The sequence below is a fragment of the Alteromonas sp. LOR genome, assembly GCF_000753865.1.
Lineage (GTDB): Bacteria > Pseudomonadota > Gammaproteobacteria > Enterobacterales > Alteromonadaceae > Alteromonas.
The window spans coordinates 84581-99311 of record NZ_JQFW01000010.1 but is presented as its reverse complement, the minus strand read 5'-3'; the positions used below and the strand labels follow the sequence as shown (position 1 = coordinate 99311).

The following is a 14731-nucleotide window of genomic DNA, read 5'->3' as shown; positions in this document are numbered from 1 at the left end:
ACTAAATATTTATCAATACGGGGACGAAAATAATGCGTGGGATTTGAATCTACCTAAATCTTATATGGTCACGATTCAAATCACTTATTTTTGAACAACCCATCAAACGCATGTCGCGTTCTATTTCGGCTACCATCAACTGCATTGCCCTTTCGACGCCCGTTTGGCCAGCTGCAGCAAGTGCAAATAGATAATAACGACCTAACCCGACAGCTTTTGCTCCAAGGGCTAATGCTTTTAAGACGTGGGTGCCCCTCTGGGCGCCACTATCAAAAATAACATCTATTTTATCGCCTACTGCGTCTACAATTTCAGCTAGATGATCAAAAGAGCTTCTCGAGCCGTCTAATTGTCTGCCACCATGATTCGATATAACTATACCCGTACATCCAATATCAACAGCACGTTTGGCATCATCTACACTCATGATACCCTTTAAACAGAACTGACCGTCCCAGAACTTAACCATTTCCTCAACGTCTTTCCAGTTCATAGAGGGGTCGAGCATATTGGTAAAGTAATCACCTATCGAACTGGCGCCCCCTCCCATATCGATATGTGCATCTAGCTGAGGAAGAGAGAACTTCTCGTGGGTAAGATAATTAATACCCCACATTGGTCTTGTTGCGAACTGCCATAAGCCCTGAAGATTTAGCCTAAACGGAATTGCAAAGCCAGTTCGCAAATCCCGCTCTCTATTACCACCGGTAATAGAGTCAACGGTTAACATCATCACTTCAATATTAGACTCTTTGGCTCGCTCCATCATGGCCATATTCAAACCACGATCTTTATGGAAATAAAATTGGTACACTTGAGGGGTATCGTACTTTTTAGCTATCTCCTCCATGCTCACTGTACCCAGTGAAGAGACACCAAACATAGTGCCGAATTTCTCTGCTGCACCAGCAGTGGCTCGCTCACCTTGATGATGGAACAATCGCTGCAGTGCAGTTGGAGATAAATAGACTGGAAGGGCAAGCTTCTGCCCCATCACTTCTACACTTAAATCAATGTCCTTTACGCCTGTTAGAACGTTTGGGATAAGATCGCAATTCTGAAAAGCTTCAGAATTGCGACGCATCGTCACTTCGTCATCAGCTCCCCCATCGATATAATTAAATATAGGACCGGGCAACCGCTTCTGCGCTAACTTTCTAAAATCATGATAGTTATGACAATTACTCAACAACATATGCGTTTTCTTATTCCAATAGTTTAACAACAGCTATTTTTATTATTCTTGTTCTTTTTTATTCTTCTTCAATCGCTTTTTTGTAGAGTACAGATAGAAAGCGGCTATCTTATTTCAGGTTTAAACAATGCCAGAGCCCGTAGCGTTTGGATCCCGCGGACGCGCCTTATCCATCGACTCTCTATAGTCAAGCGAACGATAAGTTCCAATAGGGTTAATTGCTGCAGACTTACGGTAGCGAGCCATTGCAAGAATCGGTGTTACATCTATATTGAACGCTTTTTTGAGCTCCATCGAGGCCATCATTGCATCGTTATCTTGCTGGTGTCCGTAGAGGGCATCTCTGTCGACTAATAAAGCTTTCACGTAAGAGCGTTGAACTTCAATAGCGGATATCACTAAACTTTCGATAGGATCTGTTACATTGTGCGACTGGTCTAGCATATACGCAGGGTCAAAACCTTCTTGCTGACGGTGCTTCGCATCAACCAATTCATTGAAAATAAGAAACTGCTGATAGGGATGCAGTGAACCGCTATCTAAATCATCATCGCCATATTTACTATCATTGAAGTGGAAGCCACCCAACTTTTTGAATTGAATTAAACGAGACACTATCATCTCAATATTTGTATTTGGCGCATGATGCCCTAGGTCAACAAGAGACTTACACTTAGGACCTAAGTGCATTGCAGCGAGTAGGTTTGAACCCCAGTCTTGAATAACTGTTGAGTAAAACGCTGGCTCAAACATTTTATGTTCGATGTGCATTTCCCAATCACTTGGTAAGCCAGCATAGATCTTCTCCATGCTTGATAGATACCGTTCAAAAGCGCGTTGAAAATGCTGCTGTCCAGGATGATTAGAACCATCACCAACCCACACTGTTAAGCTTTTAGCTCCCAAAGCTTGCCCATATTCAATACAATCTAGATTATGCTGAATAGCAAGCTCTCGAGATGCCTCTTGCGTATTACTTAAGCTACCGTATTTGTATGATACTTCTTGACCCGGCTGATCTTGGAACGTATTTGAGTTGACTGAAACCCAACTCAGACCATATTCATCAGACGTCTGCTTTAGCTCTTTGAAATCGTCAACTTTGTCCCATGGGAAGTGAGGTGACACACTGTCTGTGCACCCTGACAACTCATTGATCACAGAGCAGTCTTCAAGCTTTTCATAAATATTGCGAGGTTCGCCTTGAAGAGGAAAACGAGCAAATCGAGTTCCACCCGTACCTGTTCCCCACGATGGTACTGCTATTTGAAACTGCTCTGCGGCTTTTGTGAACGTCTCAATATCAATACCGTCACGACCTAGCTTTTCACCTAAGGCGTCATAATCAGATTTTAAATCTTTATAAAGTTCTTCGTTTCGTTCTTTAATTAAAGATGATTCTATTCTACGTAACATAATATACTCCTAGCGTAGGAAGGCTTCGTGCAAACCGCCGTCTACACTAATAATTTGACCTGTGGTTTTGTTAAGCTGACCAGATACAAGTAGGTAGGCTGCTTCAGCTTGATCTTCAGGTGTAATTGGTGACTTTGTTAATGTTCTTTGCGCGTAAAACTCAGCCAAGTTTGTACGAAGCTTTTCAGTCGAGTCTGATTCTTGAAACGGAATGTCGTACTTCGTCAGCGAAGATATAACGCGGTCGCGCGGGAACATACTGCTACCTTGAACTACGGTGGCAGGAGCAAGAGCGTTGACATTAACGAGCGGTGACAACGTTACAGCAAGTTCACGAACTAAGTGGTTAGCAGCAGATTTGCTCGTGTCGTAAGCTAGTGAACCTTTCTTAGACACTGCACCGTTAACGCTTGTGGTGAGTACCATATTTCCTTTCATTTGCTGCTTTTCCCAGATTTTCTGCGCTTCAGAAGCCACAACATAGCCGCCTTTTACGTTCACGTTGAAGCTCAGCTCAAAGACTTCATCGTTTTTCGCTAAATCTGCGCCCTCTGCGATAAATACACCCGCAGTAACAATAACTTTATCAATGCCGCCATAAGCTAAGGTTACATTGGTAAATAATTCCTCTACGGTTTCTCTTTTGGTTATATCAACACCAAGTGCAATAGCCGGGCCACATGACGAAATACCCGTGCCAGCTACCCCAATACCCTTGCCGTAAATAGCTTCTAATTCTTCTGCAGTTGCTTTAGCGTTTTCAAGGCGAAGATCGGCACAGACAACGTGCGCGCCTTCCCGTGCAACACGATGTGCTGTTGCTTTACCAATACCGTCTCCAGCACCTATAACAACGACAACGTCTCTAGCAAGAGGAGCCTCTTTTGGCATTCTTTGCAGTTTGGCTTCTTCTAAAGCCCAGTATTCGATATCAAATGCTTCTTGGGCAGGAAGAGCAGTATATTCAGAAATTGCTTCTGCGCCTCTCATTACCTCAATAGCACAGTTGTAGAACTCAGCGGTAACACGGGATTCACTTTTGTTCTTACCCCAAGCAATCATTCCAACGCCAGGAATTAGCACTACTGTTGGGCTTGGATCGCGCATTGCTGGTGAGTCGTCACGTTTGCATGCTTCGTAATATGCCGTGTAGTCCAGTCTATATTTCTCTAACGCCGCATCAAATTTCGCAACAAGCTCTTCAAGTGCATCTGATTTAGGATCAAAGTCGATATAAAGTGGTTTAATTTTCGTTCTTAGGAAATGGTCTGGGCAGGAAGTACCAAGCTCAGCAAGACGAGGAGCATCAACACTATTGACGAACCTTAGTGTGGCCTCATCATTTTGAAGCGTGCCAATGTATTTAACATTAGAAGATAGCTTTCCTCTTGCGATAGGCATAAAGTCAGTGAGTAGGCTTCTCGCTTTATCTTGGGCAAGAGATTCTACTTTTTGTCCACCGAACGTTTTATCGCCTTTATCATGCTCTTCAATATAACGCGCCGCAGTTTCAATGACCCATAATGAGGTTTCGTAGCAACTTTTGCTTTCTGAAGACCAATTAGTGTGACCGTGCTGACCTAAAAGAATACCCCATATATCCGGATTCGCTTCATATGCATCTTCACATACTTTTGCTGCTTCCCAACCAGGGCGCATCCAAGGAACATAGGCTAATTTCCCATCCCATATTTTGGCAGTGAGTGCTTCTTGGTCTTTACATGATGCTACAGAAATTACGGCATTTGGATGTAGATGATCAACGTGCTTCTCTTCAATCATTGAGTGCAGAGGCGTATCTATTGATGAGGCGCGAGGGTTTAAGCAGAAATTACAATGCTTAAACATGCCTACCATTTTGTCTTCACCAGCGCTTTTGTACCCTTTATCCGGATATTGCTGGTAAACGTTATCTAACGCACGGAGTTTGTCAGCATAAAGGGAAGAAAAGTTCTCTTTTTTTGATGTTCTTAAATCACCGCCTGAGCCCTTAACCCATAGCACTTCTACTTGTTCGCCTGTTAAGGGATCTTCTTCGAGTAGTTTAGCAGATGTGTTTCCACCGCCAGTATTGGTGATTCGTTGGTCTTCACCTAGCTTATTTGAGCGGTATACTAAATTCTCTACAGGTGAGAGCTTATCTGCTTCTTCATCTTTCCAAAGGTACTTAACATGCTTGTAATCATCGGGTTTAAAAGCCATTACAGTGTCCTAAAATTATCAGTTAGATATGTTTCATAAATGTAAACATTGATTATTACGGTAACAATACACGCCACTTCCAATCCGTGTCAATCATTTTCAATCATAATTGGTTTCATTTTGACTGCATCATGAGTATTAAACAGCTTACAAGCTGATATGAGTCTGTTTTTGAGCGATTTTGACTAATTCAATCCATTCATCAGCATAGGAGTCTAGCCCAGAAAAATTGGAGGGCTCTACCTTTTCCAAATCTAGTGAATGCTGGTTGTGTTTTTCATAGCCTATGAGCGCTGCTGCACCTAGTACGGTGCCAGTATTGTCAGTCGAGGCGAAAACCGGCTGATGACAGCGCAATTGCGCAACTAAGCGACAGAGCAGTGGGTTTTTAAGGAACGCGCCCTCAATATAAATTGTTCCAACAGCTTCGAGGTCATTTAACCGCTGATTAATCATAAGAGCGCAATATAGGGTTGCTATGGCTTGTGGCGCGGTTGGTCTTTCAGGGCAAAGCAATTGAGGCGTCAAGTTGGGGAAAGGGCCATTGCCCTCACTAAAGTCAGGCGTAACCCGCCAATAATGACTTATAGCGTCTTGAATTTCTGATTCTGTTGGGTTCATTTTTATATTGCCACCGAGCGTAGTACAAATACGCTCGTACTCACGACCTCCCATAAATCTCGCACAAGAAACTGGGTTACCGTTGATATCTACGTTAGCTAGGGTGTCTACTTTGTCATGAAGAGTACTCACGTCTCCTCCAGACTGCATTAATATAGTCCACGTACCCGTAGACATGACAGTAAATTGCTCGCTCGATTGAGAATTGATATTTAGATATCTCAAGAAGCTCGCATTGCTATCATGTATGCCGCAATAAATATTGCATAACGTAGACAGTGAAGTCTGCTTAGATACTTCTTCGCTTATTTGTCCTATGCATTCCCATGCATTCTTCATAGGTGGGAATAGCTCCGCCAATTTCTTTTTAACTGTGAAAGAAGAAAATTGTTGCGCAGCGGGATGCCATAAATCTGTGTGGCATCCTAAAGAGGTCACCTCTGCGCTTAATTCTGCCCCCAACCTCCATGCCCAATACTGCGGATACAAAAGAATAGCATTAGCCTTTGCAAATTCTTTCGGGTACTTTTCCTGTAACCAATAGAGCTGCTTCCCAAGATTCAAACCTGCAGGCAATAGTGGGGACAAGGTTTCACTAAAGTCCGGACGTTCAACCTTGTAACGTTGCGAACATTCATCAATACCCTGATATTCATAGTCTAGTATTGGAAGTGCAAGTGCTTTAGATCTATCTGTCGCATTGCTATCAATCAGTGCCGCTGTGGCACCGTGTGTAGTTACCACAAATCCCTCAACCTCTTTTGTATATGTGCACGACTTCAAGGTTTCTACTATCCAATCCCAGATACTGTCTACGTCCGCCTGAGGGTACTGACCTGCAATTGGAGCATTTTTGCAGCTGAAACTAGCAACTTGTTCACTGCCTGAAACAAACAATAGTTTTATATGAGTTTTACCAATATCTAAAACAGCTTTCACTCTAGCATTAACTCCGAATTTTCTTGTGAATGTAATATCAAAGGAGCGTCAAGTTAGTTGTAGCTATAGCGTGAGCTCAAACGCTTATCAGCAATGCTGCTTATGACTGCTCTCGAAGATACTTCTAGATTATTAAGTCAATGTATAACAAACAATGATTGCAAATGAAAGCTTTTGATTGAAAGTAATCACTGATACGACTACTTAATGTTAAGTAGTAAATGCTGGAAGCAGCATGAGTTTTAGGAGGGTATTTAATATAAAGAGGTTTCTACGTTCTGAGAAACCTCTTTGGAGAAAACGCTAATTATTAGGCAGCTTCTAATGTCTCAACGTCAACAACAATAACTTCGATACCGTAGCTTCTGATTTCGTCTAACTGCGCTTTATCAGCACGATTGTCAGTGATTACAATGTCCACAGACTCTAAATCACAGAAAACAAGGTTACTTTGCAATCCAATTTTTGTGCTATCAGCCAATACAACCAGTTTATCCGCCTGCTTGCGTAGCTTTTTTTCTGCCAAGATAAGCAATGGATCAGATTCCATGACACCGTATTTACTGATACCTGGCGTTCCCATAAACATCATAGTGCCGCGATAGTTCTGTGTAGTATCATTCTCGAAAGAACTTAAAATGATGCTCTGCTTTCTATATACCTCACCACCTGGCAAGGTCACTTGATTCTGGCTATTTTCAACTAAATCCTGGGCCAATACGAATGAATTCGTGAGTACATTCAATCTTTTGTCTCTCAAGAACTCCGCCATCATGTATGTAGAACTGCCACCATTGATAATGATCGATTCACCGTCATTACAAAGTTCACATGCAGTTTTAGCAATGGCGCGTTTAATATCTGCATTCTTTTCTTTATCAATCAGAAATGCATTGCCAGAAAGATAGAAATTTGAGGTAGAACCACTATCGATAACTTGTGCACCGCCCCTAATCTTTTTAATCTTCTTTTGAGACGATAATTTTTTTAAATCACGTCTAATCGTTGCCTCAGATGCGCCTAATTGACTACACAATTCTGGAACACTCGCGAAGGTGGACTCTTCTAAAACTTCTAGAATTAACTGTTGTCGCTGCTTTTCAAGCATTACTTTTCTGTCCTATTTGGCGTTATAGCGTTTAATATAATCACCAAAGCAACCAAAATCAATCAAAAAACTCATCACATGATTGATTTTGATAAAACTGACCTACTTGATGGCTATTTACAGGCTAAAACTTAGCTTAAAGATGAAATCTCAATGTGGTCCATATCATCAAATTCTTGGTTTTCACCACCCATGGCCCAAATAAAGCTATAGTTTGTCGTTCCTACACCACTATGGATAGACCAACTCGGAGACGCAATTGCAACTTCAGGGGCCAGCGGTAGCGTTTTCACTTCTTTTGGCTCACCAAGCATATGAAAAACGCGTTCACTTTGGTCAATATCGAAGTACATGTAAATCTCAGTTCTACGAAAATGCGTGTGTGGAGGTTTGGTGTTCCAAACACTTCCCGTTTTTAATTCAGTAATCCCCATCACTAACTGACAGCTATCAACAATTCCTGGTCTTATAGATTGAAATATTGTTCTCTCGTTTGATGTCTCCTGAGAACCGAGGTCAATTTGTTTTGCCATCGTTTTCGGTACATGGACGGTTTTAGTTACGCGGTGCGCAGGATATGAAATCATGTAATATTTTGCAGGATTACTCGCATCCTCTGACGATAAGATAACCTCTTTACTACCTCTAGTAACATATAGGCTGTCTTTTTTAGCCATGTCAAAATTTTCACCGTCTACTGTAACTGAACCGTCACCACCGATATTAATAATTCCCAGCTCTCGGCGCTCACAAAAATAGTCAGCCGCAAGTTCTTTATGAGTAGGTAGTTCGATGGGTGACTGCGTCGGCATAGCGCCGCCGATAACTGCCCTATCGACATCTGTGTAAGTAAGCGATAAATGACCAGGTGTAAAAAGCCCCTCTGTTAAGAAAGCTTCTCTTAACTCCTCGTTGGTCATACTTGGATAACTGCGTTTATTAGTAGAAAACAAAAAATTCATAATATGCCTATTTGATGTGTTGTTCGAAAGATAGGATGGCTCGTTCTAGCGTGCCATCCAGCCGCCATCAACAAGTAGTACATGCCCGTTCACGTATGAAGATGCTCGTGAAGAAAGGAAAATAGCGGCGCCACCGAGATCATCTGGCTGGCCCCATTTTTCAGTTGGGATCCGACTGGTTATACTTTCAAAACGCGCTTGGTCTTGGCGAATATTGTAAGTATTGTCTGTTTCGAAATATCCAGGAGCTATTGCGTTAACTTGAATATTTTTATTTGCCCACTCATTTGCCAGTGCCTTCGTTAACTGAGCCACACCGCCTTTACTCGCTGCGTAAGCTGGAACTGTGATACCACCAGAGAAACTCAATAGAGAAGCAATGTTAATAATTTTGCCGCTCCCCTGTTTAAGCATTTGCTTGCCCGCTTCACGACAAAAAGTAAACACACCGTTTAAATTCACATTGATAACTTCGTTCCAATCTTCATCTGAAAACTCGTGTGCTGGAGAGCGCTTAATCGTGCCAGCATTATTTACTAAAATATCTATATGACCATGGTCTTTGATAATGTCACTCACCGTATCAATAATTTGCTTTGTTTCGGACTGGTCACAGCCATAACCTGCACATTTGATATCCTTTTCTGCCAACAACTTAAGTGTAGCCTCTACACTTTTAGTTGATGAGCCAATAGCAATTACTGTTGCCCCCGCTTCACCTAGGGCAAGAGCAATACCTTGCCCTAGCCCTCTACTAGCACCTGTAACAACAGCTACTTTACCGTGTAATCCAAATTGTCTACTTAAATAATCAGACACGTAACGTCTCCTAAGTTTTACTTAAAATTAAATGAGACCCAAAACCTTGGGCAAAAATTCGCTAATTCCGGGGAAAATAATGGTAAGGGCCAGTGCAACAAGCATTGCTGCATAGAGAGGCAAAATAGGCTTCATTATGCTGCTTATAGATACCTTACCAATGCTACACCCTACGAATAGCACGCTACCCACAGGAGGAGTACAAAGACCAATTGATAGATTCAGAATCATCATTATCCCAAAATGCAAAGGCGATATATTGAGCATCTCAGCTATGGGTAAGAAAATGGGAGTAAATATCAGTACGGCTGGCGTGACATCCATAAATGTGCCAACTGCCAACAGAATGAGGTTCATTATCAGCAAGATTATGATGGCGTTTTCAGACACCGAAAGTAATGAGTTGCTTATTGCTTGAGGTATTTCTTCGTACGACATTAACCAAGACATTGATGCTGAGGCGCCAATAAGAAACATGACGATTGCGGTAGTATTGATAGTTTTCAGTAAAATGGGATAAAGATCTTTAGTGCTAAGTTCCTTATAAAACCCTAGTGCGAGAACTAGTGAGTAGAGAACTGCGATAGCGCCAGCTTCAGTCGGAGTAAACAGACCTCCTATTATTCCACCGATTATCAATACAATCAGAAATAAACACGGCACAGCACCAAAAAGGCTTGGCCAGAATTTCCCAACCACTATAGTTTTGTCTGTTTTAATTCCCGTTTTTTTGACGTAGTAGCCCGCCCCTAACATGAGCAACGCAGTGACCAAAAGTCCGGGTAAATATCCAGCAATAAACAGCGCAGCAATGGATACACCACCACTGGCCAATGAATATATAATGAGTATATTGCTAGGGGGAATTAACATACCGGTTGTTGCAGCGGTAACTGTTACCGCGGTGCTGAAAGGTCTGCTATATCCCTCTTTTTCCATAGCAGGTACCATAAAACCACCTACCGCAGAGGTTGCAGCGACTGCTGAACCCGAAATTGAACCGAAAAGCGCACAGGAAATAATGTTTACGAACGCAAGTCCACCAGGAAGTTTTCCTACCAATACTTTTGCAAACTCAATAAGTCTTACTGCAATGCCCCCCTGCCCCATCAAATACCCCGATAAAACAAAGAACGGAATGGCCAACAGTGCGAAGCTGTCCACTCCTACCGCCAAGCGTTGCGCAAGCGTTGTTAGCGCCGGAAGCGTATCAATTGTCAGTAACATTGTTGCTAAAGTGGCAACGATGATACTTATCGCTATAGGAATATTTATTAGCAGTAGTATTAAAAATATCCCAAAGAGTACTAGTGAAGTCATAGTGCTTGCTCCCTAAGCTTATTGGTATTGTTCATTTCAAGCAGTCCCAATACACCGTAGACAACAAACAGCATTCCACTTACCGGTACAACGATATAAACGAACCCCATAGGGATGCCTAAGACAGGAGATGCTTGCTCCAGCAAGAACGTTATGTAGGTAAGATTTGCCCCACCCACTACAAGCACACCTAATGCAAACAAGATAATCAACGCGTAGCCTAATTTAGCTGCGAGTAATGCCCCTTTTTGCTTCAATTTTTTTGTAAGGTAGTCAAAGCCTAAATGACTATGGGTATGAAATGCGTAAGCGCTGCCGAGCAAACTTATCCATATGAGTAAAAATCGGGCCATCTCCTCAGTGAACGAACTGGGGTGAGGCAAAATAAAGCGAGTGATAACTTGCCATGTTACGTTCAACACTAATAACGCCAGCATTAGGGCCAAAAAAACGCGGAGATATTTATTTAACACAGCAATCGAAACTAGTAGTGATTTCATTTATTTTCTCCTAGGCCTTTTATCTGTTGAACCAACTTCTCAAGTTCCGAACCGCGAAGTTCTTCATAAATAGGGGCTACACTCTCTTGAAATTGTCGCTTGTCTGCTGCGATAACCTGAACTCCAGCTTCTTTTACAATCGCCAATGACTCTTCTGTAGACTCTGCCCACATTTCCCTTTGATAGTCCGTAGCCGCTTGCATAGCATCTTCTAACCATGTTTTTTGAGTAGCGCTAAGTTGGTCCCAGACATGAGTTCCCACAATAATGACGTCGGGAATAGAGGTGTGTTCATCTAAGATGAGAAATTGGCTAACTTCATAGTGCTTCGAGAAATAGAAACTCGGGAGGTTGTTTTCCGCGCCGTCTACCACACCTTGCTGTAGAGAAGTATAAAGCTCGCCCCAACTTACGGGTGTCGCAGATCCCCCCATAGTGTTCACCATAGATACAGCCGTTTGGCTGTTCATGACTCTGATTTTCTGGCCCTTCAAATCACCAGGCGTCTGAACTGGTTTTTTGGTGGTATAGAAGCTTCTTGAACCGGCATCAAAATACCCCAACCCTTTGAAGCGATATGGTTCACCAGCTTCAAGTAGCTTTGTTCCAACCTCTCCTTTTAATGTTTTCCAATAATGCGTTTGGTCATTAAAGAGATAAGGTAGACTAAATACTTTCATTTCCGGAACAAAGGTTTCAAGTGCGCTTGCTGATACCTTCGTCATCCCCATGCTACCGATTTGGATCAACTCAAGAACTTCTCTTTCATCACCAACTTGAGAAGAGGGGTAGATGACAATAGACATCTCGCCATTAGAGTTTCGCTCTAGTTCTTCTTTCAAGAAAACGAGGCCTTTGTGGACAGGGTGGTTTATATCAAGCTGATGGCCCAATCGAATTATGTAAGCGTCACTTTTTTCTTCTTTGCTACATCCACTCAACATTGATAGCGGTAGTAGTAAAATAAGACAAAACAATCGGTAGCATCTCATTGTTCTTCCTCAAGCAACTTTAGTTCACGAGGAACAATTGCGCCCTTATGTAGGATTACTTGAGCCGCACAGAATTGGCCAGCTCGAATGCAATTTTCTAAGTCTTCACCTTTAGCTTTTTTCGCCAGAAATGCGCCATTGAAAGAGTCGCCGGCAGCAGTTGTATCTACAGGTTCAACAACATTTGGAACATCAAACTCGTACTTTCCGTTGATATTCGCTGCAAAAACACCGTCTGGACCATTTTTCACTACGACTTCTGAAGCACCATTTTTCAACCATCGCTCTATACAATATTCAATTGAATGCTCGCCATGTAAGCTTATTTCATCTTCCATACTCAAGAGCGCTATATCCGTTAGATTCATTATTTGATTAAACGCGTTGGAAGCTTCATTAATCGAGGGCCAACTTTTCGGACGATAGTTATTATCGAAAATAACTTTTCCACCCTTAGCACGATATGTATTCAAAAAATCAAACAGCTTGGCTCTTGAGGGTTCAGAATAGATAGACAAGGTAATGCCACTGAGAAATATGGCGTCGTAATCTTCAAGCTCTTTGAAAATTTCTGGGCATTGTTCTACTAATAATTTAGCAGGTGACTGGGAGCGCCAATAATGGAAGTGTCTTTCACCATTAGCTTCATTTTCGATGAGATATAGGCCTGGAACGTTATTGGTCAGTATCTTTACGTGTTTTACACCGACACCTTCACTTTTCCAGTTCTCAAGCATTTTGTTGCTAAACACATCATCGCTCAAGGCGGTAACATACTCTACCTCGCCGCCGCAACGAGAGAGATATATAGCGGTGTTAAGAGTATCACCACCATAATTGAGTTGGTAAAGCTCATCTTCACTGTTCGATAACTCAATCATACATTCGCCAATAATTGCTAACTTCACCCGACTGCACTCCAACCTCAATGTTGCGTGAATTACATTTAAGAGCATCTTCACGCAATAAAAATCATTAAACAATTGTAAAATGATTGTATATGAACATATAACAATCATCAATACTCAAAAGCAATCATAAAATGAGAAGATAGGCAGTGAAGGACATTTTTAGGAAAGATGAAAATGTGGTATATCAAACTAGATGTTTACAAGAAAAAGCGATACTACTCACGTTAGCGCTTTGGTGAACACCAACGTGAGTAAACTGATATAGTTAATTTGATGGCAGCTTATTTACAAAATCATCTCGTTTTTTAACTTCATCGCTTCGCTCAGATTCGTACTTTTCAACATATTCATTAGCGCGTTGGAGAAGCGCCTTTGCCAGATACTTGAATTTGTCGTCGTAAGCTAAATTGTGAGTCTCTCCTGGATCGTTTTCTAAATCATAGAGCTGGATATGGTCATTTTTATAAAAATTGACTAATTTCCAGTGTGTGGTTCTAAGACCATACATTGGTGGGATAGGAGCGCGCTTAGGCTGATACATATGCTCAAAGAAGAACTCTTTTCGCCAACTCTCAACTTCATTAGACTCTACAAGTGGTATTAAACTTTTTCCTTGATAGGAATCGGGTATATCGACACCTGCAAAATCTAGGATTGTTGGCGCAATATCAATATTCAACGCGATTTCCCGCGACGCTTTTTGCTTTTTAATACGTGGATCTTTGATTATCAATGGAACACGAAGGTCCTCTTCCCACCCAAACCACTTGCCAGCTAATTGCCTTTCATTGAGTGCATAGCCGTTGTCGCCGGTATAAATGATTATTGTATTGTCATCTACACCTAGTGACTCAAGTAATTCGTTCAAAGAGCCCACCGCCTTATCAACGCTACTAATTGCTCGATAATGGCGCTTAATAATTCGTTGATACAATTCGGGGGTTGCAAACCTGTACTCCCACCTTATTCGCCCCATTGATGACTTAATAAAGTCAGGTAATTCTGCATAGATTTTATCCTCAGAATTAGCTGCTGGAGGGATAGTCGTGTCAGAGTACATGTCTTCAAATTCGCTCGGGTAGTGAAATTGATCTTCTTTATCAATGTCATGAGCGTGGGGATTCCAGAAGTTGACTGCTAAAGCCCACGGCTTATTTTTCTGTGAAGCCTGTTCAATAAACTCGCTCGCTAAATTTTGAATGTAGTATGTTTGAGGTATTTGCTTTCCTTTCCACTCATTCGTTTTCGATTGTAATAGAGGCTTAAAATAATCGAAACGCTGACTATCAGGGTTTGAAATTTTTATTTCATATTTTCCCACGAATCCAGTGCTGTAACCTGCTTTTTTGAGTAAAGCGGGGTACATATTAGACGATTCCTCTTTGCCAGTAGCAGGACGGCCAAATGTGAAATCATGCGTTCTTTCCGTTAAGCCGGTTAATATGCTGATGCGACTGGATGCACATATAGGGGTAGTGACAAACGCGTTATCAAACATAACGCCTTCACTTGCAATCTTGTCAAGGTTTGGCGTCTTCACAATGTGTGATTTGGAACCCAATAGATCCCACCTATGGTCATCGGCTAGTATAAATAAAATGTTTGGCCGAGAACGCTCTTCGTTCATGCTTTCTTTTGCATTAACACTTGCAACACCAAGGCATAAAATAATAAGAATAAGTGAAAGCAGCGTTTTCATCTGTATTTTCCCAGTTATGAAATAAAAAACCCCTCTAGCCCACGGAG

General features: G+C 41.9%; 12 protein-coding genes. All 12 read right to left on the bottom strand.

Annotation, left to right across the window (positions count from 1 at the left end):
- Positions 1–49 precede the first annotated feature (49 nt).
- The 12 genes from JV36_RS0104350 to JV36_RS0104295 all read right to left on the bottom strand — a co-directional run bounded on the left by JV36_RS0104350 (position 50) and on the right by JV36_RS0104295 (position 14684).
- Positions 50–1195 (bottom strand): alpha-hydroxy acid oxidase, encoded by a 1146-nt coding sequence (locus JV36_RS0104350; RefSeq protein ID WP_032096183.1) that lies wholly within the window; start codon positions 1193–1195, stop codon positions 50–52.
- 120 nt (positions 1196–1315) lie between these two features.
- Positions 1316–2611 (bottom strand): L-rhamnose catabolism isomerase, encoded by a 1296-nt coding sequence (rhaI, locus tag JV36_RS0104345; RefSeq protein WP_032096182.1) that lies wholly within the window; start codon positions 2609–2611, stop codon positions 1316–1318.
- Between the two features lie 9 nt (positions 2612–2620).
- The gene (locus tag JV36_RS0104340; RefSeq protein ID WP_032096181.1) at positions 2621–4813 is read right to left on the bottom strand and encodes a bifunctional rhamnulose-1-phosphate aldolase/short-chain dehydrogenase; all 2193 of its coding nucleotides are present in this window, start codon (positions 4811–4813) and stop codon (positions 2621–2623) included.
- A gap of 147 nt (positions 4814–4960) precedes the next feature.
- Entirely contained in the window at positions 4961–6373 is a 1413-nt protein-coding gene (locus JV36_RS0104335) for an FGGY-family carbohydrate kinase (protein WP_032096180.1), read from the bottom strand.
- A gap of 310 nt (positions 6374–6683) precedes the next feature.
- Positions 6684–7481: a DeoR/GlpR family DNA-binding transcription regulator gene (locus JV36_RS0104330; RefSeq protein ID WP_032096179.1), complete on the bottom strand. Its 798-nt coding sequence runs from the start codon at positions 7479–7481 to the stop codon at positions 6684–6686.
- A gap of 131 nt (positions 7482–7612) precedes the next feature.
- On the bottom strand, positions 7613–8443 hold the full coding sequence (gene kduI / locus JV36_RS0104325) for a 5-dehydro-4-deoxy-D-glucuronate isomerase (RefSeq protein ID WP_032096178.1): 831 nt from the start codon (positions 8441–8443) through the stop codon (positions 7613–7615).
- A gap of 45 nt (positions 8444–8488) precedes the next feature.
- On the bottom strand, positions 8489–9262 hold the full coding sequence (locus JV36_RS0104320; RefSeq protein ID WP_032096177.1) for an SDR family oxidoreductase: 774 nt from the start codon (positions 9260–9262) through the stop codon (positions 8489–8491).
- Positions 9263–9289: 27 nt separating this feature from the next.
- The gene (locus JV36_RS0104315; protein ID WP_032096176.1) at positions 9290–10582 is read right to left on the bottom strand and encodes a TRAP transporter large permease; all 1293 of its coding nucleotides are present in this window, start codon (positions 10580–10582) and stop codon (positions 9290–9292) included.
- Positions 10579–11082, bottom strand: coding sequence for a TRAP transporter small permease (locus JV36_RS0104310; protein ID WP_052010181.1), 504 nt, complete (start codon positions 11080–11082; stop codon positions 10579–10581). The genes JV36_RS0104315 and JV36_RS0104310 overlap by 4 nt, the downstream gene beginning before the upstream one ends.
- Positions 11079–12074 (bottom strand): TRAP transporter substrate-binding protein, encoded by a 996-nt coding sequence (locus tag JV36_RS0104305; protein ID WP_032096175.1) that lies wholly within the window; start codon positions 12072–12074, stop codon positions 11079–11081. Before JV36_RS0104305 ends, JV36_RS0104310 begins: the two co-directional genes overlap by 4 nt.
- Complete coding sequence (locus tag JV36_RS0104300) at positions 12071–12982, bottom strand: sugar kinase (protein ID WP_032096174.1); 912 nt, start codon at positions 12980–12982, stop codon at positions 12071–12073. The genes JV36_RS0104305 and JV36_RS0104300 overlap by 4 nt, the downstream gene beginning before the upstream one ends.
- Before the next feature lie 268 nt (positions 12983–13250).
- Positions 13251–14684 carry a sulfatase family protein gene (locus tag JV36_RS0104295; RefSeq protein ID WP_032096173.1) on the bottom strand — a complete coding sequence of 478 codons (1434 nt, stop codon included), beginning with the start codon at positions 14682–14684 and terminating at the stop codon, positions 13251–13253.
- Between the last annotated feature and the right edge of the window lie 47 nt (positions 14685–14731).

Excerpts from the sequence above, each read along its gene's own strand:
- JV36_RS0104350 (WP_032096183.1), bottom strand. The coding sequence starts at position 1,195 with ATGTTGTTGAGTAATTGTCATAACTATCATGATTTTAGAAAGTTAGCG.
- rhaI (WP_032096182.1), bottom strand. The coding sequence starts at position 2,611 with ATGTTACGTAGAATAGAATCATCTTTAATTAAAGAACGAAACGAAGAA.
- JV36_RS0104340 (WP_032096181.1), bottom strand. The coding sequence starts at position 4,813 with ATGGCTTTTAAACCCGATGATTACAAGCATGTTAAGTACCTTTGGAAA.
- JV36_RS0104330 (WP_032096179.1), bottom strand. The coding sequence starts at position 7,481 with ATGCTTGAAAAGCAGCGACAACAGTTAATTCTAGAAGTTTTAGAAGAG.
- kduI (WP_032096178.1), bottom strand. The coding sequence starts at position 8,443 with ATGAATTTTTTGTTTTCTACTAATAAACGCAGTTATCCAAGTATGACC.
- JV36_RS0104315 (WP_032096176.1), bottom strand. The coding sequence starts at position 10,582 with ATGACTTCACTAGTACTCTTTGGGATATTTTTAATACTACTGCTAATA.
- JV36_RS0104310 (WP_052010181.1), bottom strand. The coding sequence starts at position 11,082 with ATGAAATCACTACTAGTTTCGATTGCTGTGTTAAATAAATATCTCCGC.
- JV36_RS0104305 (WP_032096175.1), bottom strand. The coding sequence starts at position 12,074 with ATGAGATGCTACCGATTGTTTTGTCTTATTTTACTACTACCGCTATCA.
- JV36_RS0104295 (WP_032096173.1), bottom strand. The coding sequence starts at position 14,684 with ATGAAAACGCTGCTTTCACTTATTCTTATTATTTTATGCCTTGGTGTT.